This is a genomic window from Pseudomonas sp. (assembly GCF_049653025.1).
Classification (GTDB): domain Bacteria; phylum Pseudomonadota; class Gammaproteobacteria; order Pseudomonadales; family Pseudomonadaceae; genus Aquipseudomonas.
On the sequence record NZ_JBASFM010000007.1, the window covers coordinates 82,400 to 105,882 of the forward strand.

16 protein-coding genes are annotated in these 23,483 nt (G+C 63.5%); 6 read left to right on the forward strand and 10 right to left on the reverse strand.

Annotated features, from left to right (window positions below; genetic code table 11):
* Positions 1 to 58 precede the first annotated feature (58 nt).
* The 7 genes from panC to WBK23_RS07675 form a co-directional block, all read right to left on the reverse strand.
* Positions 59 to 919, reverse strand: coding sequence for a pantoate--beta-alanine ligase (panC, locus tag WBK23_RS07645; RefSeq protein WP_424483385.1), 861 nt, complete (start codon positions 917 to 919; stop codon positions 59 to 61).
* Positions 916 to 1,716 (reverse strand): 3-methyl-2-oxobutanoate hydroxymethyltransferase, encoded by an 801-nt coding sequence (gene panB, locus WBK23_RS07650; RefSeq protein WP_424483386.1) that lies wholly within the window; start codon positions 1,714 to 1,716, stop codon positions 916 to 918. Before panB ends, panC begins: the two co-directional genes overlap by 4 nt.
* 242 nt (positions 1,717 to 1,958) lie before the next feature.
* Positions 1,959 to 2,450, reverse strand: coding sequence for a 2-amino-4-hydroxy-6-hydroxymethyldihydropteridine diphosphokinase (gene folK / locus WBK23_RS07655; protein ID WP_424483387.1), 492 nt, complete (start codon positions 2,448 to 2,450; stop codon positions 1,959 to 1,961).
* Entirely contained in the window at positions 2,450 to 3,856 is a 1,407-nt protein-coding gene (locus WBK23_RS07660) for a polynucleotide adenylyltransferase PcnB (RefSeq protein WP_424483388.1), read from the reverse strand. The genes folK and WBK23_RS07660 overlap by 1 nt, the downstream gene beginning before the upstream one ends.
* Before the next feature lie 700 nt (positions 3,857 to 4,556).
* Positions 4,557 to 5,984 (reverse strand): sigma-54-dependent transcriptional regulator, encoded by a 1,428-nt coding sequence (locus WBK23_RS07665; protein ID WP_424483389.1) that lies wholly within the window; start codon positions 5,982 to 5,984, stop codon positions 4,557 to 4,559.
* A gap of 75 nt (positions 5,985 to 6,059) precedes the next feature.
* Complete coding sequence (locus WBK23_RS07670; protein ID WP_424483390.1) at positions 6,060 to 9,014, reverse strand: sensor histidine kinase; 2,955 nt, start codon at positions 9,012 to 9,014, stop codon at positions 6,060 to 6,062.
* Positions 9,015 to 9,071: 57 nt separating this feature from the next.
* Positions 9,072 to 9,248, reverse strand: coding sequence for a hypothetical protein (locus tag WBK23_RS07675; protein WP_003244646.1), 177 nt, complete (start codon positions 9,246 to 9,248; stop codon positions 9,072 to 9,074).
* A 161-nt stretch (positions 9,249 to 9,409) separates the two neighbouring features.
* On the opposite strand from WBK23_RS07675, the gene WBK23_RS07680 reads away from it, so the two are divergent.
* The 6 genes from WBK23_RS07680 (at position 9,410) to WBK23_RS07705 (ending at position 19,789) form a co-directional block, all read left to right on the forward strand.
* A complete protein-coding gene (locus WBK23_RS07680) occupies positions 9,410 to 10,648 on the forward strand; it encodes a parallel beta-helix domain-containing protein (RefSeq protein ID WP_424483391.1) in 1,239 nt (412 codons plus the stop codon).
* The gene (locus WBK23_RS07685; RefSeq protein ID WP_424483392.1) at positions 10,648 to 11,760 is read left to right on the forward strand and encodes an SO2930 family diheme c-type cytochrome; all 1,113 of its coding nucleotides are present in this window, start codon (positions 10,648 to 10,650) and stop codon (positions 11,758 to 11,760) included. Before WBK23_RS07680 ends, WBK23_RS07685 begins: the two co-directional genes overlap by 1 nt.
* 336 nt (positions 11,761 to 12,096) lie before the next feature.
* Entirely contained in the window at positions 12,097 to 15,387 is a 3,291-nt protein-coding gene (locus WBK23_RS07690; protein WP_424483393.1) for a DUF2126 domain-containing protein, read from the forward strand.
* Positions 15,388 to 15,467: 80 nt separating this feature from the next.
* Positions 15,468 to 17,960: a circularly permuted type 2 ATP-grasp protein gene (locus WBK23_RS07695; RefSeq protein WP_424483394.1), complete on the forward strand. Its 2,493-nt coding sequence runs from the start codon at positions 15,468 to 15,470 to the stop codon at positions 17,958 to 17,960.
* Positions 17,957 to 18,862, forward strand: a complete 906-nt coding sequence (locus WBK23_RS07700) for a transglutaminase family protein (RefSeq protein ID WP_424483395.1) — start codon at positions 17,957 to 17,959, stop codon at positions 18,860 to 18,862. The genes WBK23_RS07695 and WBK23_RS07700 overlap by 4 nt, the downstream gene beginning before the upstream one ends.
* A gap of 78 nt (positions 18,863 to 18,940) precedes the next feature.
* Positions 18,941 to 19,789, forward strand: a complete 849-nt coding sequence (locus WBK23_RS07705) for a mechanosensitive ion channel family protein (protein WP_424483396.1) — start codon at positions 18,941 to 18,943, stop codon at positions 19,787 to 19,789.
* 41 nt (positions 19,790 to 19,830) lie between these two features.
* Here the strand turns inward: WBK23_RS07705 and WBK23_RS07710 are convergent, their stop codons facing one another.
* The 3 genes from WBK23_RS07710 to WBK23_RS07720 all read right to left on the reverse strand — a co-directional run bounded on the left by WBK23_RS07710 (position 19,831) and on the right by WBK23_RS07720 (position 23,363).
* Entirely contained in the window at positions 19,831 to 20,787 is a 957-nt protein-coding gene (locus tag WBK23_RS07710; protein WP_424483397.1) for a DUF808 domain-containing protein, read from the reverse strand.
* Between the two features lie 929 nt (positions 20,788 to 21,716).
* Positions 21,717 to 22,631 (reverse strand): glycerophosphodiester phosphodiesterase, encoded by a 915-nt coding sequence (locus WBK23_RS07715; RefSeq protein ID WP_424483398.1) that lies wholly within the window; start codon positions 22,629 to 22,631, stop codon positions 21,717 to 21,719.
* Between the two features lie 159 nt (positions 22,632 to 22,790).
* Complete coding sequence (locus tag WBK23_RS07720; RefSeq protein ID WP_424483399.1) at positions 22,791 to 23,363, reverse strand: HupE/UreJ family protein; 573 nt, start codon at positions 23,361 to 23,363, stop codon at positions 22,791 to 22,793.
* Between the last annotated feature and the right edge of the window lie 120 nt (positions 23,364 to 23,483).

Sequence of the window (23,483 nt, forward strand, 5' to 3'; positions counted from 1 at the left end):
GGCCTTGAGTGTAGCTGGCTGAGGTGGGGGGCAGGCAACCTGCCTGGGCTTGCGGGCCTTAAACGGTAGCGTCCAGGTCGAAGGCCAGGTTGTCGATCAAGCGGGTGCTGCCGATAAAGGCGGCCAGCAGAATCACCAACTGGCGATCATCTGCCGTTGCCGGGCGCAGGCTGTTCGACTCGCGCACCTCTAAGTAGTCGGGGCGGAAGCCGGCTTCGATCTGCTGGCGCTGGGTTGCGGCGATCAAGGCGGGGTAGTCACGCTCACCGGCCTGGATGGCGGCGGCCAGCTGTTGCAAGCCGCGATACAGCTCGGGCGCGGCGGCGCGTTGTTCGGTATTCAGGTAGCCGTTGCGCGAGGACAGCGCCAGACCGTCTTCGGCGCGTACGGTCGGCTCACCGATGATCTGGATCGGCATGTTCAGGTCGCGCACCAGGGTGCGGATCACCGCCAGCTGCTGGAAATCCTTCTGGCCGAAGATCGCCAGGTCCGGCTGGACCATGTTGAACAGCTTGCTCACCACGGTCGCCACGCCTTCGAAATGCCCTGGGCGGCTGGCACCGCACAAGCCTTCGGAGACGCCGGGCACGCTAACGCGGGTCTGGCCGTCCATGCCGTGCGGGTACATTTCTTCGACATCCGGGGTGAACAGCAAATGGCAGCCGGCTTCGACCAGTTTTTCTTGGTCGGCGAGCAGGGTGCGCGGGTATTTGTCGAGGTCTTCGCTGGGGCCGAATTGCAGCGGGTTGACGAAGATGCTGGCGACCACGAAGTCGGCGCGCTGGGCGGCTTTTTCGACCAAGGCGGCGTGACCGGCATGTAGGTTGCCCATGGTCGGGACGAAGGCGATCTGTTTGCCTTCGGCGCGAGCCTGACTGACAGCGGCACGTAGTTCGCGCACGCTTTTAACTGTATTCATGCAGAAAACCCGTGTTCGGCGGCGGGGAAGCTCTGGTCTTTGACGGCTTTGACGTAGGCGCTGAGGGCGTTGGCAATGCTGCTCTGGCCGGCCATAAAGTTCTTCACGAACTTCGGTGTCCGACCGCTCAGGGACATGCCGAGCATATCGTGCAGCACCAGTACCTGGCCGTCGGTGGCGCTACCGGCACCGATGCCGATCACCGGAATCTTCACTGCCTGGCTGATTTCCGCCGCCAACTCGCTGGGTACACATTCCAGCAGCAGCATGGCCGCGCCGGCTTGCTCCAGGGCCATGGCATCGGCGCGCATTTGCCGCGCCTGGGCTTCCTGACGGCCCTGCACCTTGTAACCACCGAGGATATTCACCGCCTGCGGCGTCAGCCCCAGGTGCGCGCACACCGGTACGCCGCGTTCGGCCAGCTGGCGAATCGACTCGGCCAGCCAGGCCGCGCCTTCCAGCTTGACCATATGCGCGCCGGCCTGCATCAGTACGGCGCTGTTGTGCAGCGCTTGTTCAACGGTGGCATAGGCCATAAAGGGCAGGTCGGCGAGGATCAGCGCGCCCTGGTTGCCGCGTTTGACGCAGGCCGTGTGGTACGCCATGTCGGCGTTACTCACCGGCAGCGTGCTGTCATGGCCTTGCAAGACCATGCCGAGGGAATCGCCCACCAGCAGCACATCGACGCCGGCCTGACAGGCCGCCTGGGCGAAGGTGGCGTCATAGCAGGTCAGCATGGCGATTTTCTCGCCGCTCTGCTTGAGGCTTTGCAAGGTGGTCAGGGTTACATCAGGCATGAAAACTGTCCTCACTCAGGCGTTCAGTCAGCAGTTGTGCTGCTTCAAGTTGGCCTGCATTGGCCTCGAATTGCACCGGTGCGGGGCAACGGGACGCCTATAGTCCTGATGGGGGGGCTCGAAGTCAATTGCAGGTGTTACCGGCCTGTTACTGGCGTTACCGCCAATGTGCCGTGCTGGAGCTGGGGGTAGAGCGGCGGGTGAGGCATGACTCGGCGGTCGATCTGTGGGTATCTGGCGGTCTAGGCCGGCTCGACCAGGCGCTCCAGTCCGGCAAACGGGCAGGCGGCGAGCAGTTCGCTGAGGGCGCGGCCGTCTGGCAGGCGCAGCGCGGGGGCGATTTCCGCCAGCGGGTAGAGGACAAAGGCGCGGGCGTGCATATGGTAGTGCGGCACCGTCAGGCGCGGCTCGTCCAGTTGGTGTTCGCCAAACAGCAGGATGTCCAGATCGAGGGTGCGTGGGCCCCAGCGCTCGGCCTTGCGTGTGCGGCCTTGCTCCAGTTCGATGCGTTGCAGCTCATCGAGCAGGGCCAGGGGGTTGAGTGCGGTGTCCAGCGCCGCCACGGCATTCACGTAGCGCGGCTGGTCGGCCGGGCCGAGCGGATCGCTGGCATAGAACGAGGACTGGCCGACCAACTCGGTTTGCGCCAAGGCGGCCAGCGCCGCCAGGGCGCTGCGCAGTTGTTCGAGCGGTGTGGCCAGGTTGCTGCCCAGGCCAATATAGACGCGTTCCATTATTCGCCAGCAGGGCTGCTCGGGCTCTCGCCCGCCGGGCCGCGTTTACGCTTGCTGTTGCTGCGTTTGCGCTTGCGTGGCGCGCCTGGAGCGTCGTCCTTGCTGCTGAGGTCGCGGATCATGTTGCGGCGCTCGCTGTCGCTGACTTCCTGATAACGGGTCCACCAGTCGCCGAGGCCGCCGGTTTCCTCGCCCGCGCTTTCACGCAACAGAAGGAAGTCGTAGCCGGCGCGGAAGCGTGGGTTTTCCAGGAGCATGTCGGCACGTTTGCCGCTGCGGCGCGGCAGGCGTTCCTGCATATCCCAGATTTCGCGGATCGGCATGGTGAAACGTTTCGGCACCGCAATGCGCTGGCACTGTTCGCTGATCAGCTCGTGAGCGGCTTCCTGCATGGCCGGGATTGGCGGCATGCCGCGATCCTGCAGCTTGATCACCCGTGCTGGCAACGCCGGCCAGAGCAGGGCGGCAAACAGGAAGGCCGGGGTTACGCTCTTGCCCTGCTGGATGCGCAGGTCGGTGTTGTCGAGGGCGTTACGGATCAGCTGGTCGGTGTAATCCGGGTTGCTCTTCAGCGCTTCGGCGCTGGCCGGGAACAGCTGTCCGAACAGGCCGTAATCGACCAGCAGCTCATAGGTGTATACCGCATAGCCGGCGAGAAACAGCTTGAGCACTTCGTCGAACAGGCGCGCGGCAGGAATCTCGCGCAGCATCGGGGCCAGTTTGTAGATCGGCGCGGCGCTGTGTTTCTCGATGTCGAAGTCCAGCTTGGCGGCAAAGCGCACGGCGCGCAGCATGCGTACTGGGTCTTCCTGGTAGCGCTGGGTCGGATCGCCGATCAGGCGGATCAGGTGGTTGCGGATGTCGTGTACGCCGTTGGCGTAGTCGAGAATGCGTTCATTGCTCGGGTCGTAGTACAGCGCATTGATGGTGAAGTCGCGGCGCTGGGCATCGTCTTCCAGGCTGCCATAAACGTTGTCACGCAGGATGCGCCCACTTTCATTGCGCGAGGCCTGGTTGCTGTCTTCCTCTTCCTCACCCTGCGGGTGGTTGGCGCGGAAGGTGGCCACTTCGATGATTTCGCGGCCGAAATGCACGTGCACCAACTTGAAACGGCGGCCGATCACCCGGGCGTTGCGGAATTCGGCGCGCACTTGCTCCGGCGTGGCGCTGGTGGCGACGTCGAAGTCCTTGGGGTCGATATCCAGCAGCAGGTCACGCACGCAGCCGCCAACCAGATAGGCCTGGTAGCCGGCCTGTTGCAGGCGTTCGACCACGCTGATGGCGTAACGGCTGATTTCACCGCGCTCGATCGGGTGCTGGCTGCTGCTCAGCACTTCAGGCGTGCTGTGCGAGTGTGTGCCACGGCGGATGGGGGTACGAAAGGACTTGAACAGCTTTTTCAGCATGGGAGGCACTGTTTGACGAAATGACTGGCCAGAGTATATGTCGGCCGCAGGAATGGCGCGGATTCTAGCATTGAGTCGGGGGTTGATGCAGGAAACGGCAGGAGACTGTTGCAGGCGGGGAGTTTGAAGCTACTGGGGGAGCCGAAGCTCCCCCCCAAATTGGTGCGTGCTCTGTTTTTATTATTATGGCGGGCTTGTTGTTTTTGTTGATTTGCCCGTTCCATCCAGTCAAAGACTTTTGGAAGATCTCCCAGGCTGGGAGTCAAGAGCAAACGGATTGCTTTGGATGCTGACGCTGCCATGATCACACAGTGACCCAACCAGTACAGGCTCTGCCTTAGGGCAGTTTTGTAGTTCTCGGCCTGGTTTTGGGGCGAACCCCAAAGGCAATTCCTTTCCAAAAGAATCAGTTAGCTACGCCTCCGCGTTGTTGTTTTTATTGTGCTGGAGTCGGTACGTCTTATTTTTATTAGGTTTGCAGCGTGCTTATTATTGTTGTTGTGCCAGCAATAAAGCAGATCCCGTGCCAGTTTTTGTAATCCCTTTAAAAACAAGGCCTTGAGTGTTTTAGTGAGTGAGGTGAGGGTATAAAAAAGCCGGGTTCTCGTTACCGTAAGACCCGGCTTTTGTTACTAGGTGTTGAATGGGTAACAGCTGAGGGAACCTCTGCCGCACACATCTGTCACCCCGGCGCAGTGCTTTAGCCTGCCGTTGCGCCTGATGATTTGCGCCGTGGGATACCCAGGCGCTGGCGACGTTCCCACAGGCATTTGCGGCTGATGCCGAGTTTGCGCGCCAACTCGGTTTCGGTCATGTGGTCCTGATGCTCGAGGACGAAGTGCTGGAAGTAGTCCTCCAGGGACAGATCCTCGGTCGGCTCGCTGGGTTCGTGGCCCATGCCGTTGCTTGGGATGGGCAGCCCGTTGAAGTCGTCTTCCAGGTCATCCAGTTCGATGTCGATGCCGAGCAGCTCGGCCGAGATGCTGTTGCCTTCACACAGGATTACCGCGCGCTCGATGGCGTTTTCCAGCTCGCGCACGTTGCCCGGCCAGGGGTAATGACGGATGGCCTGCTCGGCGTCGGCGGCAAAGCTCAGTTCTGGCCGGCCTTGACGGGTGCTCTGGCGAATCAGGAAGGCACGGGCGATCTCGCTGACGTCGCTGCCGCGCTCACGCAGGGCTGGCAGCTTGAGGGCGATTACGTGCAGGCGGTAATACAGGTCTTCACGGAACTGGCCGATCTTCGACAGGGTTTTCAGGTCGCGGTGGGTCGCGGCGATCAGGCGCACGTCGACCTTCTGCGATTGCACCGAGCCCACCCGGCGAATCTCGCCTTCCTGCAGCACGCGTAGCAGGCGCGCCTGGGCTTCCAGCGGCAGCTCGCCGATCTCGTCAAGAAACAGCGTGCCACCGTCGGCGGCTTCGACCAGACCGGCGCGGCCGGCGCTGGCACCGGTAAAGGCACCTTTCTCGTGGCCGAACAGTTCGGATTCGATCAGGCTTTCCGGGATGGCGGCGCAGTTCACCGAAATCAGTGGGGCCTTGGCGCGCCGCGAGAGGTTGTGCAGGGCGCGGGCTACCAGCTCCTTGCCGGTGCCGGACTCGCCCTGGATCAGTACGTTGGAGTCGGTGGGCGCGACCTTGCGGATCTTGCTGTACATCTCCTGCATGGCGGCGCAGGAGCCGATGATGCCGATTTCGCCGTTGCTATTGTCCACCACCTTGTCGGCGCTGGCTTTCGCCGTGCCGGCTGCCGGCGCTGGTGCGCTCTTGGCCTGCTGGTGATCGCGCAGGATACGCGCCACGGCCTGGAGCATTTCGTCGTGGTCGAAGGGTTTGGCGATGTAATCCACCGCGCCCATCTTCATCGAGTCGACCGCCGAACGCAGGCTGGCGTAGCTGGTCATGATCAGCACCGGCGTACCCTGGCTGAGCTTGATCAGTTCGGTGCCCGGCGCGCCGGGTAGGCGCAGGTCGCTGACGATCAGGTCGAAGCTGGGAATGCTGAAGCGTTCCTGAGCTTCCTGTACCGAGCCGGCTTCGCTGACCTGGTACTGGTTGCGCTCCAGCAGGCGACGCAAGGCAGAACGGATAATGGTTTCGTCTTCGACGATCAAAATATGAGGCATCAATTCGGTCTCTCGACGGTCTCGGGGCATGCCGCTGGGCTAAAGGCCTGGCAGGCATGCTCTCTAGTAGCTGGTTTAAGTCGCTATGGACGTCGCCTCGACATGCCGCGGCAGGCTGACCCGAATACGGGTGCCGCGCTGTTGCTCGGGGTCGGCCGGGCTGTCGATTGTTATCTGTCCATAATGCTCTTCCACGATTGAATAGACCAGTGCAAGGCCCAGTCCCGTACCTTTGCCCGGGTCCTTGGTGGTGAAGAAGGGTTCGAACAAACGGTCGATGATCGCTTTGGGAATACCGCTGCCTTCGTCCTCGACGATCAGGTCGACGGTGTGTTCAAAGGCCTCACTTTTGACCCGGATCGCACTGCCGGGCGGCGAGGCATCGCGGGCATTCGACAGCAGGTTGATCAGCACCTGGGCCAGGCGCTGCGGGTCACCGACCACCCAGTGGTCGGAGTCGCACAGGTTGAAGAACTGCACTTCGACGCTGCGGCGGTTCAGCGCCAGCAGGGCGATGGCATCGCGTGCCACGTCGGCCAGGCATACCGGCTCTTCGCTGTTCTGGTGGCTGCCGGAGTGGGCGAAGCTCATCAGCGACTGGACGATGCGCGAGACGCGCTTGGTCTGTTCGATGATCTGCTCGCTGATCTCGGTCAGCTCGCTGTCGCCTTCACGTTCTTCGCGCAGGTTCTGCGCCAGGCAGGCGATGCCGGTAATCGGGTTGCCGATTTCGTGGGCCACCCCGGCGGCCAGGCGGCCAATGGACGCCAGGCGCTCGGAGTGCACCAGTTTGGCTTCCAGCGCCAGGCGCTCGGTCAGGTCCTCGACCAGCAGCACCAGGCCGCTGTTCCCGGGGGCAAGCGGCTCGTCGATGGCCGCCTTGTGCAGGTTGAGCCAGCGGGTCTGGCCGTCTAGGGCCAGGCGCTGTTTGTGCAGGTGCTCGTTGGGTAGCTCGATAAAGTGCTGCAGCAGGCCACGCCAGGGTTCGTCGAGGCTGCTCAGGCGCGAGCCGACCACGCGCTGCGCGGGGATTTCGGTGAGCTCTTCCATGGCCTTGTTCCACATCAGGACTTCCTGGTCCTTGGCCAGCGAGCAGACGCCCATCGGCAACTCCTGCAGGGTCTGGCGGTGATAGCGGCGCAGGGTGTCGAGTTCGGCGGCCAGGCCGGTGAGGCGCGAGTGGTAGTCCTCGAGGCGGTTCTCGATAAAGTGGATGTCTTCGGTGACATAGCTTTCGCTGCCGGCCTTATAAGGCAGGAAGGTCTCGACGATGTCCTGGGCCACGCTAGGGCCCATCAGGCCGGAGAGGTTGGCCTCGAGGCGATCACGTAGGCGACGCAGGGCATAGGGGCGGCCTTCATCGAAGGGCAGATGGAGGTCGCGCAGGGCCTGTTCCACTTCACGCTGGGCGGTCTTGGCCCCCAGGGGTTTGGCCAGCTGCGCGGCAAACTCCTGCGGCGAGTTGGCCAGCAGTTCACGCCGTTGCGGGCGGCGCACGTTGTCCACGGCGCAGGCTTCGGCGGCGCTTTTTTCTTCATCGCTGGCTTCGGTAAACAGCGACACCAGGGTGAACACCAGCACGTTGGCCGCCAGTGAACCGATGGCCGCCAGGTGCCAGCTGCTGTCATCCAGCACATAGATCAGGTTGAACCAGGGCAGGTAGATGCCTTGCAGGTTGCCGAGCATCGGCAACAGCATGCTCACCACCCACACCCCGATACCGGCCAGCAGCCCGGCGATAAAGCCTTTGCGGTTGGCGGTCGACCAGTACAGCACCGACAGCACGCCTGGGAGGAACTGCAAGGTGGCGACGAAGGCGACGATGCCCAGGTTGGCCAGGTCCTGCTCGGCCCCCAGCAATAGATAGAAGCCGTAGCCGGCCATGATGATCAGCAGGATCAGCGCGCGCCGCGTCCACTTCAGCCAGCGGTAGATATTGCCTTCGGCCGGCGGCTGGTACAGCGGCAGCACCACATGGTTGAGCACCATGCCCGACAGCGCCAGGGTCGAGACGATGATCAGCCCGCTGGAGGCCGACAGGCCGCCGACATAGGCGATCAGCGCCAGGGTCTGGCTATTCACTGCGATACCCACGCCGAGGGTGAAGTACTCCGGGTTGGTGGTCGCCCCCAGCTTGAGGCCGGCCCAGAGAATTAGCGGCACCGCCAGGCTCATCAGCAGCAGGAACAGCGGCAGGCCCCAGCTGGCGCTGACCATGGCGCGCGGGTTGAGATTCTCGGTAAAGGTCATGTGGTACATGTGCGGCATGACGATGGCCGAGGCGAAGAACACCAGCAGCAGGGTGCGCCAGGGGCCTTCCTGCAGCGGGGTGTGCAGGCTGGTCAGCGAGGACTGGTTCTGCACCAGCCAGGATTGCAGGTCCTGCGGGCCATCGAACACGCCATACAGCGCATACAGGCCGATCACGCTGATCGCCACCAGCTTGACGATCGATTCGAAGGCGATGGCGAACACCAGGCCTTCGTGCTTCTCGCGGGTGGCGATATGCCGTGCGCCGAACAGGATGGTAAAGAGAATGATCAGCCCGCAGTAGGCCAGGGCCACGCGCTCCTGCACCGGTTCGCGGGTGAGGATGCCGATGGAATCGGCTACCGCCTGAATCTGCAGGGCCAGCAGCGGCAGTACGCCGATCAGCATAAACACCGTACTCAGCGCGCCGGCCCAGGTGCTGCGAAAACGGAAGGCGAACAGGTCGGCCAGCGATGACAGCTGGTAGGTGCGGGTGATGCGCAGAATCGGGTAGAGCAGCACCGGCGCCAGCAGAAACGCCCCGGACACCCCCAGGTAGCTGGCGAGGAAGCCGTAGCCATATTGGTAGGCCAGACCCACCGTGCCGTAGAAGGCCCAGGCGCTGGCATACACGCCGAGCGACAGGGTGTAGGTCAGCGGGTGGCGGATCACCCAGCGCGGGATCAGGCCGTGTTCGCTGACCCAGGCCACGCCGAACAGAATAAGCAGGTAGGCAGCGCTGATCAGGATCAGCTGGCTCAGGCTAAAGCTCGTCAGCATCGGGTTGGCTCTGCGAATAAAGGTAAAGAGCGGTTACGCAGGTCGCGCCGCAGCAGGTCAGAGTTCATCGGCATCGCGCTGACTCTGCAGAATAAAGGTGACGACTATCAGGATCAGCCACAGCAGGTAGGGCCGGTACCAGGCCCCATTGGGGTCGATCCACCAGTCCATGATGGCTGGGGAGAACAGGTAAATCCCCACCACCAGGATCAGAACCAATCGGTAGATATACATGCCGCATCTCGTCTCGGGAGTGCCGCGATGGTAACGGATGCGCGCCGCTCTGCGTAGGTCGGCAGTTGGCAGGTTGAGCGGCGGTGAGTGGCGCGGGGCTTGGCTTTTTTTAATTAGTTGGTACTATCGTTCCACTTAATAAAAAAACGCTGGAGATTGCCATGCGCCTTGCCCCGCTTTCCATGCTCGCCCTGTCCGTATTGCTTGCCGCTTGCGGCGAAGAACAAGCCCCGGTTGCCAACCTGGATTTCCAGAAAGACCTGCAGACCCAGCTGATCAAGGCCAAGCCCGGCAGCGTGATCGAAATCCCGGCCGGTACCTACCAGCTCGACCGCAGCCTGAGCCTGAAAGTCAGCGGCGTGACCATCAAGGGCGCGGGCATGGACAAGACCATCTTGAGCTTCAAAGGGCAGAAGTCCGGTGCCGAGGGCCTATTGGTGGACGCTTCGGATTTCACCATCGAAGACATCGCCTTCGAGGACACCAAGGGTGATTCGCTGAAAGTGGTGGGCGGCAAGAACATCATCATCCGCCGCGTGCGTACCGAGTGGACCAACGGCCCGGCCACCGAGAACGGCGCGTATGGCATCTACCCGGTGCAGACCGAGAACACCCTGATCGAGGGTGCGGTGGCCATTGGCGCATCGGACGCCGGCATCTATGTCGGTCAGTCGCGCAATGTGGTGGTGCGCAACAGCCGCGCCGAGCGCAACGTCGCCGGCATCGAGATCGAGAACACCATCGACGCCGATGTCTACGACAACGTCGCCACCGGTAACACCGGCGGCATTCTGGTGTTCAACATGCCCAACCTGCCGCAGGCCGGCCGCGGCACGCGGGTGTTCCGCAACAAGGTCGAGGGTAACAACCACAGCAACTTCGGCCACAAAGGTACGCCGGTGGCCAGTGTGCCGGCCGGCTCGGGTGTGGTGATCAACTCCAACGACGATGTCGAGGTGTTCGACAACGATATCGGCGATCACAAGACCGCCAACGTGATCATCAGCAGCTACTTCAGTACCGGTTACACCGACCTGTCCACGGCGAAGGACTTTGACCCCTATCCCGAAGGCATTTATATCCACGGCAACCGTTTCGGCCCAGGCGGCGACAGCCCGGATCACCTGGAGCTGAAAGCGCTTAAGGTCAGCCAGTTCGGCTTGAATGGCCGCCTGCCGGATATTCTCTGGGACGGTTACGTCAACCTCGACATCCTGGTCGACGGCAAGCTGCCGGCCGACCGGGCGATCTGCATCAACAACGGCGAGGCCGGGATGATCAATGTCGACGGGCCGAACAGCTACAAGAACATCAGCACCGAGATGGCCGATTACCGTTGCAGCCTGGCACCTTTGCCGGCTGTCAAACTGGCCTCGGCCGAAGCCGGCCAGGGGGCCTGATGCGCAGGTTGCTGCTGTGGGCGCTGCTGCTCCTGGCCGGCTGTGAGCAGCAGCCGGCCCCGCTGTACCTGCCGCAAGGCGACAACTACCCGCAAACACTCAGTGAGTGGGGCATGCTGCAACGCGCCGACGGTTTTATCGCACCGATTGCCGAAGCACTGCCCTACGACCTGAATACCCCGCTGTTTACCGACTATGCGCACAAGCTGCGCACGGTCTGGATGCCGGCGGGCACGGCAGCGACCTATGGCGACGCGCATTACGACTACCCCGTCGGCACGGTGCTGAGCAAGACCTTCTACTACCCCAAGGACGCCCAGGGTCGCCTGTTGCTCAACGAACGCGATGACCGCGACCCGCAACGCGGCCTGGAGCTGGCGCGGGTGCAGATGATTGAAACGCGCATCCTGCTCAAGCAGCAGGATGGCTGGGTGGCGCTGCCCTATGTGTGGGATGCGCAACAGCAGGAGGCGCACCTGGAATTGGCTGGCGACAGCCGCGAGCTGAGCCTGCTCGATGCTCAGGGCCAGACTCAGCCAGTGGCCTATCAGGTACCCGACGCCAACCAGTGCGCTGGCTGTCATGAGGAGCGCACGGGGCAGGGCGTCAACCCGCTGGGCCCCAAGGCGCGGCATCTGAACAAGGACTTCGCTTACGCCGATGGTACGCATAACCAGTTGCAGCACTGGCAGCAACAGGGCCGACTGCAAGGCTTGCCGGCCGAGTTGCAGGGCGTGCCGCAAAACGCGCTGTGGCCGACGCCGCGCAGTGGCGAAAGCCTGGAGCAGCAAGCGCGCAGCTACCTGGATGCCAATTGCAGCCACTGCCATAACCCCAAGGGGCCAGGGCGTACCTCGGGCCTGACGCTCGATCCGGGCACCGCTGTCGGCATTCCCTTCGGCCTGTGCAAACAGCCGGTGGCCGCCGGCAAGGGCTCCGGCGATCGCCTGGTGGATATCCATCCCGGTCAGCCGGATAAATCGGTGCTGATGTTTCGCGTGGAAAGCGTCGATCCGAGCATCATGATGCCGGAGCTGGGGCGTTCCACCGTGCATGCCGAGGGTGTCGAGGTGCTGCAGCGTTGGATCTCCAGCCTGGACGGGGATTGCTGAGAGTCTGTTCAAAGTCTGCTGCGCGTCGGCCCTGCTGCGTTAAAAACAGGCTCGGAATGCTCATGTACAAAAGTACACTCCGCTTCCTCGCCGTTTTGACCAGCCAGAGGCTGTTACTAACGTAGCGCCTTGCATGGCTCTAGCTCGCGAGCCTTTAAGCAGGCTCTAAAGGCGCGATCTGTTTTCGTGCGCTGCAGCAGGCGTGGGGCATGGCCGGCCCTGTTCTGGTGCGTGGCGGTCCTTGGCTTAGGCCGTAAGCCCCGGCCCACGGGGCTCTGGCCGCTGGCATAAGTCTTGCGCTGCCTGGTTATCGTCCAGGCTCGCAGGAGGCCCGCTGTGTCGATTCATATCGCCTTGCACCATGTCAGCCACTACCGCTACGACCGTGCAGTCAACCTCGGCCCGCAGGTCATCCGCCTGCGTCCTGCGCCGCACAGCCGCACGCGAGTGCTCTCCTACGCCTTGAGCGTCGAGCCGGGCGAGCATTTCATCAACTGGCAGCAGGACCCCCAGGGCAACTACCTGGCGCGCCTGGTATTTCCGGAAAAGACCCGCGAACTCAAGGTTGAAGTCGATCTGGTCGCCGAGATGGCGGTGTTCAACCCCTTCGACTTCTTCCTCGAACCCTATGCCGAGCAGATTCCCTTCGCCTACACCGAGGGCGAACAGACCGAGCTCGCGCCTTATCTGCTCAAGCTGCCGGCCGGCAAGCTGTTCGCCGAATACCTGGCCAGCATCGAGCTGACGCCGACCCGCAGCGTGGATTTCCTGGTGGCGCTGAATCAGCGCCTGGCCACCGATATCAGCTACCTGATCCGCCTGGAGCCGGGGGTACAGACCCCGGAAGAAAGCCTGGAGAAAGGCTCCGGTTCCTGTCGCGATTCGGCCTGGCTGCTGGTGCAGCTGTTCCGCCACCTCGGCCTGGCAGCGCGTTTTGTCTCCGGTTATCTGATTCAGCTCAAGGCCGACGTCGAGGCGCTGGATGGTCCCAGCGGTGCCAAGGTGGATTTCACTGATCTGCACGCCTGGTGCGAGGTGTATCTGCCGGGCGCCGGCTGGATTGGCCTCGATCCCACCAGCGGGCTGTTCGCCGGTGAAGGCCATATTCCGCTGGCCTGCAGTCCCGAGCCGTCCTCGGCGGCACCGATCAGCGGCGGCGTGGATGAATGCGAGTGCGAGTTCAGCCACGAGATGTGGGTCGAGCGCATCTGGGAAGCACCACGGGTTAGCAAGCCCTACAGCGAGGAGCAGTGGCAGGCGATTGTCGCGCTCGGCCAGCAGATCGATGAAGACCTGCAAGAGCAGGACGTGCGCCTGACCATGGGCGGCGAGCCGACCTTTGTCGCCCTCGACTACCCCGATGACCCAGAGTGGAATACCGCTGCCCTCGGGCCGAACAAGCGCCGCCTGGCCACTGAGCTGTTTCATCGTTTGCGTGAACACTACGCGCCGAGCGCGCTGGTGCATTTCGGCCAGGGCAAGTGGTACCCCGGCGAGCAGTTGCCGCGCTGGTCACTCAACTGCTTCTGGCGTCGCGATGGCGAGCCGCTGTGGCAGAACCCGGCGCTGTACGCCGATGAGCAAAAGGATTACGGCGTCGATGCGGCGCAGGCGGCGGACTTTCTCGGCGTGCTGGCCGAGCGATTGGGCGTCGATGGCAAATACCGCATTCCAGCCTATGAAGACCGCTTCTATTACCTCTGGCGCGAACGCAAGCTGCCGATCAACGTTAGCGCCGAAGACCCGCGTTTGGCCGACCCGCTGGAGCGCGAGCGCCTGCGCAAGGTGTTTGAGCAGGGCCTGGACAAGGTGGTCGGGCATATCCTGCCGCTGGCCCGGCATGCCAAACAGCAGGGCTGGCAGAGTGGCAGCTGGTTTTTGCGTGATCAGCATTGCCGCCTGGTGCCGGGCGATTCGGCGATGGGCTACCGCCTGCCGCTGGACTCGCAGCCCTGGGTCAGCGAGGCCGATTACCCCTACGTAACCCCGGAAGATCCGTCGCAGGTGTTTGCCCCGCTGCCGGCTGCGGCGCAGATCAAACCGCAGCTGCGTGGCGTCTGGCCGGGTAGCCAGAACGGTGCGGCCAAGCGCCCGCTGCTCGGCCAGTCCGCCGCCGCCGTGGTGCGCACCGCGCTGTGCGCCGAACCGCGCGACGGCAAGCTCTATCTGTTTATGCCGCCATTGGTACGCCTGGAGGATTACCTGGAACTGGTGGCTGCCATCGAAGCCACCGCCGCCGAGCTGAAATGCCCGGTGCTGCTGGAAGGTTATGAGCCGCCTCTGGACCCTCGCCTGCAGTTCTTCCGGGTGACCCCGGACCCGGGCGTGATCGAGGTGAATATCCACCCGGCAGCCAGCTGGGATGAGCTGGTCGAACGCACCGAGTTTCTCTATGAGCAAGCTCGCCAGTGTCGCCTCTCCAGCGAGAAATTTATGCTCGACGGCCGTCACACCGGCACCGGCGGCGGTAACCATTTCGTCCTCGGTGGCGCGACGCCGGCTGATTCGCCCTTCCTGCGCCGCCCCGATCTGCTGCGCAGCCTGATCAGTTACTGGCACAACCATCCGTCGCTGTCCTACCTGTTCAGCGGCCTGTTTATCGGCCCGACGTCGCAGGCCCCGCGCGTCGACGAGGCGCGCAATGATGCGCTGTACGAGCTGGAAATCGCCTTCGCGCAGATGCCCGAGGCGGGCCGCGATTGCCCGCCCTGGCTGGTCGATCGCCTGCTGCGCAACCTGCTGGTGGACGTGACCGGTAACACCCACCGCGCCGAGTTCTGCATCGACAAACTGTATTCGCCGGACTCGGCTTCCGGCCGTCTCGGCCTGCTCGAGCTGCGCGCCTTCGAGATGCCGCCCCACGCGCAGATGAGCCTGGCTCAGCAGCTGTTGCTGCGCGCCCTGGTCGCGCGCTTCTGGCGCGAGCCCTACAAGCCCAAGCGCCTGGTGCGTTGGGGCACCGAACTGCATGACCGTTTCCTGCTGCCGCACTTTATCGAGCAGGATTTTGCCGATGTGCTGCAGGAGTTGGGCGGCAGCGGTTACGCGCTGTGTCGTGAGTGGTTTGCCGCGCATTTCGAGTTCCGCTTTGCCAAGGTTGGCGACTTCAACGTCAAGGGTATCGAGCTGCAACTGCACCAGGCTCTGGAGCCCTGGCACGTGCTGGGCGAGGAGGGCGGTGGCGGCGGCACGGTGCGCTATGTCGATTCCTCGCTGGAACGTATGCAAGTGAAGGTGACGGGCATGGCCGCGGATCGCTATATGCTGACCTGTAACGGCGTGCCGATGCCCTTGCGGCCCACCGGCAAGGTCGGCGAGTTTGTTGGCGCGGTGCGTTACCGTGCCTGGCAGCCGGCCAACTGCCTGCACCCGACCATCGAGGTGCATGCGCCGCTGGTCTTCGACCTGATCGACACCTGGATGAACCGTTCCCTCGGCGGCTGCCAGTACCACGTGGCCCACCCCGGCGGGCGCAGCTACGACAGCCTGCCGGTAAATGCCTATGAAGCCGAGAGCCGCCGGCTGGCGCGCTTCTTCCGCCTTGGCCATAGTCCGGGCAAGCGTCCGCTGTTGGCGGCGATCAATAATAATGAACTGCCGATGACCCTGGATTTGCGCCTTAGCTAGACGGTTTGCTGCGGGGCCGGCACGCTGGCTCCCGCGTATAACTAAACCTGCAAATGCCAGAACCTTTTACTGAGCCTGCCATGCCTGATCTGCTTGCCGATTACCCGCTGAACGCCGGGGCCTACCACGAGCTGCTGGATGCCGATGGCCAGGTGCGCCCGCACTGGCAGCAGCTGTTCGAGCGCCTGCAGTGCAGCAGCCCGGCACAACTGGCGCAGCGCCAGGCGTTGCTGGCGCGGCAGATTCAGGAAAACGGCGTGACCTACAACATCTACGCCGATCCCGATGGCGCCGACCGGCCGTGGGAACTGGACCTGTTGCCCAATCTGATTCCGGCTGAAGAGTGGCAACAGATCGCCGCTGGCGTGGCGCAGCGGGCTGGTGTGTTAAATGCCGTGCTGGCCGATCTCTATGGCCCGCAGCAACTGCTGGCCGACGGCCTGCTGCCGGCCGAGCTGATCTTCGGCCACAACAATTACCTGTGGCCCTGCCAAGGCGTGCAGCCGCCCGGCGGCACCTACCTGCATTTGTATGCGGTGGATCTGGCCCGCGCTCCGGATGGGCGCTGGTGGGTCACCGCCGACCGCACCCAGGCGCCTTCCGGTGCCGGTTACGCCCTGGAAAACCGGCAGATCGTCTCGCGCGCCTTTCCCGATCTGTACCGTGACCTGCGCGTGCAGTACCTCGGCGGTTTCTTCCGCACTCTGCAGGACACCCTGGCGCGCCAGGCCCCGGCGGACGGCGAGACGCCGCTGGTGGTGTTGCTGACGCCGGGGCGGTTTAACGAGAGCTATTTCGAGCACCTGTATTTGGCGCGCCAGCTCGGTTATCCGCTGGTGGAAGGTAGCGACCTCACCGTGCGCGAGGCCAAGGTCTACCTGAAAACCCTGGCCGGCCTGCGCCGCGTGCATGCAGTGCTGCGCCGTCTGGATGATGACTTCTGTGATCCGCTGGAACTGCGCACCGACTCGGCCCTCGGCGTGTCCGGCCTGCTCGAAGCGGTGCGCCAGGGCAATGTGCTGGTGGCCAATGCCCTCGGCAGCGGTGTGCTGGAATCGCCAGGGCTGCCGGGTTTTCTGCCGGCCATCGCAGAAAAGTTATTCGGCGAGGAGTTGCTGCTGCCGAGCATCGCCAGCTGGTGGTGCGGCGAGCCGCCGGTGCTGGAGGAAGCGCTGGAAAAACTCGATGAGTTGCTGGTGCGCGCCAGCTTCCCTTCGCAGAGCTTTGCCCCGCAGTTTGGCCGCAACCTGAATGCCCAGCAGCGCACCGAGCTGGCCGAACGCCTCAGGGCGCGGCCCTACGCCTATGTGGCGCAGGCGTTGGCGCAGCTGTCGCAAGCGCCGGTGTGGCAGGCCGAAGACGCCAGCCTGCAACCCCGCGCAATTGGCATGCGGGTCTTCGCCGTGGCCAGCGCCGACGGTTACCGGGTGATGCCGGGCGGCCTGACCCGGGTAGCCGCCGAGGCCGACGCCGAGGTGGTGTCGATGCAGCGTGGCGGCGCGAGCAAGGACACCTGGGTGCTCGGTGATCGCAGCGTCAGCGGCGAACCCTGGCAGTGGCTGCGCCCACTGGGGGTAGCTGACCTGGTGCGCAGTGACCCGTTTCTGCCGTCGCGGGTGGTGGAGAACCTCTACTGGTTCGGCCGCTACAGCGAGCGCTGCGAGGATGGTGCGCGCCTGCTGCGGATCATGCTGGCGCGCTACGTTGACGATGATGATGACCCGCAGGCCCTGCAAACCGCCCTGGGCCTGGGCGAAAGCCTGGGCCTGCTGCCGGATGCCGACAGCGGCGAGTTGCAGCAGCGTCTGCTCGAAGCGCTGCTCGGCGAGGAGTGGCCGGACAGCCTGCGCGCCAACCTGCAACGCCTGCAGTGGGTGGCCGGCAGCGTGCGCGGCAAGCTGTCCCAGGCCAACTGGCAGGCGCTGCTGGAGTTGCAGCGCGAGGCCCAGGTCCTGCAAACCGAGCAGGCCGACTTCGGCGAGCTGCTGGAGTTTCTCAACCGCGTGCTGATGTCGCTGGCGGCGCTGTCCGGCTTTGCCCTGGATGACATGACCCGCGATGACGGCTGGCGTTTCCTGATGATCGGCCGCTGCATCGAGCGTCTGCAGTTTCTCTGCGACAGCCTGGCGAACTTCCTCCGTAGTAACGCGGTGAATGATCAGTCGGCGCTGGAATGGCTGCTGGAGCTGGGTAATAGCAGCATCACCTACCGCACCCGTTACCTGGCCTCGGCGCAGCTGATTCCGGTGCTCGACCTGTTGTTGCTGGATGAGCAGAACCCCCATGCCGTGCTGTTTCAGGTGCGCACCCTGCTGCGTTCGCTGGAGCGTTTGGGTGAACGCTTCGAGCTACCGGCCGAACGGCGCTTGCAGCATTTGGAACAGCAGTTGGCGCGCTTTAGCCTGAGCAGTCTGGAAAACCCCTTGTTTGGCAGCAGCGGGGTGAACGAGGTGCTCGGTGGATTGGCCGCGCTGCTCGAAGCGCTGAGTCAGGCCGCTGCGGAAACCTCCGACCGCCTGGGCCTGCGCTTCTTCGCCCATGTCGATGCCAGCCAGCGGACCCAGTCGTCATGAGCAGCGCCTTCTATCAGATTCTTCACGACACCCATTACCGCTACGCCGCGCCGGTGTCCTTGGCGCAGCAACTGGCGCACCTGTGGCCGCGCGATTGCGCCTGGCAGCGCAACCATGAGCAGCAGCTGCAGGTCAGCCCGCAGCCCTGTCAGCGCCAGGATGCCCTGGATGTGTTCGGCAACCCGCTGACTCGGTTGGTGTTCGAGCGCCCGCACGATGAACTCAAGGTCAGCGCGCGCCTGCGGGTCGAGGTGCTGGCGCGGGGCGAGCTGGATTTAACCCAGTCGCCCGCCTGGGAGCAGGCCTGCACGGCGCTGCGTTACAGCGGCCAGGCGTTGCTGCCCGGCGTGCTGGAGGCGGCGCGCTATCGCTTCGAGTCGCCCTATGTGCACCTCAAGCAGGTTTTCGCCGCCTATGCCGCCGACTGTTTCCCGGCCGGGCGGCCGTTGCTGCTGGCGGTGCAGGCGCTGATGCAGAAGATTTTCGCTGAATTCAGCTTCGACGCCGCCGCCACCCAGGTGGCGACGCCGTTGCTGCAGGTGCTGGAGGAGAGGCGCGGGGTGTGCCAGGACTTCGCCCACCTGATGCTCGCCTGTCTGCGTTCACGCGGCCTGGCGGCGCGCTATATCAGTGGCTATCTGCTGACCCAGCCGCCGCCCGGACAGCTCCGGCTGATCGGCGCAGATGCCTCGCACGCCTGGGTCTCGGTGTTCTGCCCACAGCAGGGTTGGGTGGATTTCGACCCGACCAACAATATCCGCCCGGCCCTGGAGCACATCACCCTGGCCTGGGGTCGTGACTTTGCCGATGTCTCGCCGCTGCGCGGGGTGATTCTCGGCGGCGGCAGCCACGACCCCGAGGTGCAGGTCACGGTTATGCCGTTATCCGGCGGGCTGGCTTGAAAGTACGGTGCTAGGCGCTTCGACGGTTGCCCAAGTGCGTGCTAGCGTTCCCGGGGAACATTCATTGGGAGTTACACCATGGAAGAAACCAACCTGATCAATCTCGGTACCGAGAAAGCCGCCGACCTCTACAACCTGGTCGCGCAATACGGCGCGGCCTTTGCCATCAAGATTGTCTCGGCGATTGCCTTCTGGGTGATCGGGCGCTGGCTGATCGGCTTTGCGGTCGGCATGGTGCAGAAAGCCTTGGGTCAGCAGCGAGTCGACCCGACGGTGCTGCGTTATGTCGGCAACTTTATCTCGGTGACCCTGAACATCATTCTGGTGATTGGCATTCTCGGTTACTTCGGCGTGCAGACCACCAGCCTGGCGGCGCTGATTGCGGCGGTCGGCCTGGCGATTGGCATGGCCTGGTCGGGGCTGCTGGCTAACCTCGCAGCGGGCGGTTTTATCATCGTGCTGCGGCCGTTCAAGGTCGGCGACTTTATCAGCGCCGGTGGCGTGGTCGGCACCGTCACCGAGATTGGCCTGTTCGTCACCGCGATCAACACGCCGGACAACGTGATGACTCTGGTCGGTAACAACAAGATCTTCTCCGACAACATCCAGAACTTCAGTCACAACGCTTACCGCCGCGTTGACCTGCAGGCGCAGCTGTCCGGCGCGGCGGACTACAAAGCGGCTGCGGCGCTGCTTAAACAGCGCATTGGCACGATTGCCAACGTGTTGGCTGAACCGGCGGTGGATGTGGAGATTATCGAATTCAACCTGGTCGGGCCGGTGCTGGCGGTGCGCCCGTATTGCCACACCGACCACTACTGGCAGGTGTATTTCGATACCAACAGGATGATCAAGGATGCCCTCGGCGAAGGCGGCTTCCCGGCGCCGATGCCGGCGCAGACGGTGATCATGCAGCAGGCGGGGTAACCCGTGAGTCCGGCCGCCAGGGGATGGCGGCCGGCGCTCGATCAGGCTTGCGCCTTGCTCGGTTTCACGGCTTTCCAGAGGCGCGTGGCCAGGCTGACCAGCAGCAGGGCAACGGCCCCGGCAATAATCCCGACTATGGCATTCAACAGGGTTGGCAGCAGGGCGGCGAGTAGGCCGCTGCTGGTCGCCAGCTGGGCGGTGAGTTGTTCGATGCCGTGGTGCAGCGCCGGTACGCCATGGGTAAGGATGCCGCCACCGACCATAAACATCGCGGCGGTGCCCAGTACCGATAGGGCTTTCATCAGATAGGGCGCGGTCAGCAGCAGGCCGCGGCCGAGGGCGCGTTGCAGGCGTGTGCCGAGGCCTTCGCCAGCGCGCTGATTAAGGTACAGGCCGGCGTCATCCAGTTTGACGATACCCGCCACCAGGCCATAAACCCCGACCGTCATCACGATGGCAATCCCCGACAACACGGCTACCTGCTTGCCGAAACTGGCCAGGGCCACAGTGCCGAGGGTGATGGCGATGATTTCCGCGGAGAGAATAAAGTCGGTGCGGATCGCGCCTTTGATCTTGTCCTTTTCAAACGCCAGCATGTCCACTTCGGGGTCAGCCACGGCGTGCAGCAATTCTGCATGCTGCGCCTGATCCTCGGCCTGGCTGTGCAGGTACTTGTGCGCCAGTTTCTCGAAGCCTTCAAAGCACAGGAATGCGCCGCCGAACATCAGCAACGGCGTCACCGCCCAGGGCGCGAAGGCGCTGATCAGCAGGGCGGCGGGCACCAGAATCAGTTTGTTCTTGAACGAGCCCTTGGCCACCGCCCACACCACCGGCAGCTCGCGTTCGGCGCGCACGCCGCTGACCTGCTGGGCATTCAGCGCCAGGTCGTCGCCGAGTACGCCGGCGGTTTTCTTCGCCGCGACTTTGGTCATTACCGCCACGTCGTCGAGGACGGCGGCGATGTCATCGAGCAGGGTTAACAGGCTGGCACCGGCCATGCAGAGGATTCCTTTTCTATGGGCTGTAAGCAGAGGTGCGCGGCGCTAAAGCAGCGCGCGGCTTTGCGCTGATTTATACGTGAGTCAGCACGCCTCAGCCATAGGCAGCGGCCCGGCATGTGCAGGGCGACGCGAAATCTCAGGCAGGTTTCTGGAGGGCGCTGGCTTTAATCCGCGCTGCCGCTGGCACCCCCGGCGTAGGCCGCGAGCAGGCTGCGCAATAGTTCATTGAGAGGCATGGGCGTATCTCCTTGATGGATCAGGCGACGTTACGCCAATGCCCTGCGGCGGGGCGGTTGATTGTCTCGATGACGGTCATAGGCAGAAGCCGCTTTTGGCTTTATACACAGCCCTTGCGGCAGTGCGCGGCCAGTTGTGCACAAAGACTGTGGAGCGAACTGTGGATAAGGTGGGCGCAGGCGCTTGCAGGCTTAGTCGTGTGGCTCTTTGCGGCAGTTGTACGTTTTTTGTTCAGGTGATTATTTATCGTATAAACAACAGGTTAGCCTGGTTATTCAGGGCGCGATGGGGTAGCGCTGAAGTTGTCCACGACTACTGTGGGTAGAGCTGTTGATAACTCTGGTATGCCTGCCTGAAGCCCTGATCAAGCGTGGTTTTGCGCGAGTTGATCGATTTTTAAACAGCTTGCCGTTACATCTGAAAGCGTCATTTTCGGCGCGCTGAGTCAAGCAATAATCGCGCTATTTCAAGGGTTTGCCGTATGGCCGGGGTGCGACGTGGATAACTTATCCCAAGTTGCTGTGGAGTGATCTGTGGATAAGCTGCGCACGCTTGCGTTCAGGCCACGGTGGGCGTGGGCTGAACGCTCCAGGTTGTTTTTTGTACAGCGCCATCCCTGGCGGTCACCCCTTCGGGGCCCTCGCGGAGCGACGTCAAAAATCGCTCCCGACGATTTTTTGTACAGCGCTCTATTCGGTTGCCAGGGCGCTTATCTGCGTCGAGCGCCCGAGTACCTGCAGGGCGCGATCCGGGTAGTCGGTGATCAGCGCGTGGGCACCGAGGTCGAGCAGGCGGCGCATGTCCGGCTGTTCGTTGATGGTCCACAGCTGCACATTGAGCCCACGTTCCTGGGCGTTCTTCAGCAGGCGGGGGCTGGCGACTTGCAGGCCGTCGTGGGCTTCGGGAATTTGCAGAGCCTGGTAGGAAGGCGACAACAGGTTGGCCAGGCCGAGCCAGTTGAGCGCCACCAGCAGGCGCACCGAGCCGGGGCCGGCGGAGGTGGCAACGCCTGGGCATTGCTCGCGGAACAGCTGCAGGCTGCGGTCATAGAAGCTGCCGACTATCACCCGGTCGAGTTGCTGATGAGCTTTCAGGGCTTCGCACAGCTGCGCTTCCATGCCGACATCCGGCACCTTGATCTCGATCACCTTGGCCTGTTCGGGGAAGCGTTCGAGCACCTCGATAAAGCGTGGAATGCGCACGCCCTGACCGCGGTAGGGGTAGCTCTGGCCGCCGTCGGCGCTCCAGCGGTAGCCGGCATCCAGCGCCTGCAGCTGCGCCAGGCTGTGCTTGGCGACCGGGCCCTGGCCATCGGTGGTGCGGTCCAGGGTGCGGTCGTGGATCACCACCAGTTCGCCGTCGCTCGAGCGGTGCACGTCCATTTCCAGCATGTCCACGCCCAGCGCGCTAGCGCGTTCGAAGGCAAACAGGCTGTTCTCCGGCCACAGGCCTTTGCCGCCACGGTGGGCAATCACCAGCGGCTGCTCGCCCAATCCGCTGAAAACGGCTGCCGGGCGTGCCGGCTGGCTGGTCAGGGCCAGGGCGCTAAGGACAATGGCGAGCAGTAGTAGCGGGATCAGCAGAAAGCGGGCGGCGCGCAGCATGGCGAAGTTCCACAGGGGCAAGAGAGGCGGTTGTTATACGCCAAGACTATGACAAAGCCGCTAATGCCAGGCGAGAGACGAAACGCGACAGTACGCCGACGTTTGCGGCCATTCGCGGCTAAAGCGCAGTGGATATGAGCGGCCCGCCACATGGTTCGGCTAACCCGCCAGCAACCAGGCACCGGTAACTGCCGAGGCCGCGCCGAGCACCCGCACCACGGGCGCAGCCGCTTGTGGCAACAGGCGCACCAGGGCGTAACCGCTGGCGTGCAGGGCCGCAGTGGCAGCTACGAAGCCGACGGCATAGCCCCATGGGCTGGCCAGGTCCGGCAGTTCCAGGCCGTGGGCGACACCGTGGGTCAGGGCGAACAGGGCAGTCAGGCCGATGGCAATCAGCATCGGCAGGCGAATGGCCACGGCCACCAGCAGGCCGAAGGCCAATACCGAAGCGGCTATGCCGGTTTCCATCAGCGGGATCTGCACGCCGTTAAAGCCGAGCAGGCCACCGACCAGCATGGTGCCGACAAAGGTCAGCGGCAGCGCCCAGCGCGCCGCGCCGGATTGCTGCGCGGCCCACAGGCCGACGGCGAGCATCGCCAACAGGTGATCGAGGCCGAACACCGGGTGCGCCAGACCGGCCAGCAGCCCGGAGTGGTCGTGGCCAGCGTGGGCGAAGGCCACCGCTGGGCTGAGAAACAAGGCAATGGCGAACAGGGTTTTGCGCAGGTTCATGGGGTGTCTCCTTGACTGAATGGGGTTGTACTTAGAACCTGTTTACGATCTCGCGAGCTAGAGCCAGTCAAGGCAAGAACAGCCGAGGAAGCGGAGTTTACGAGCTGTAAATGAGCATTC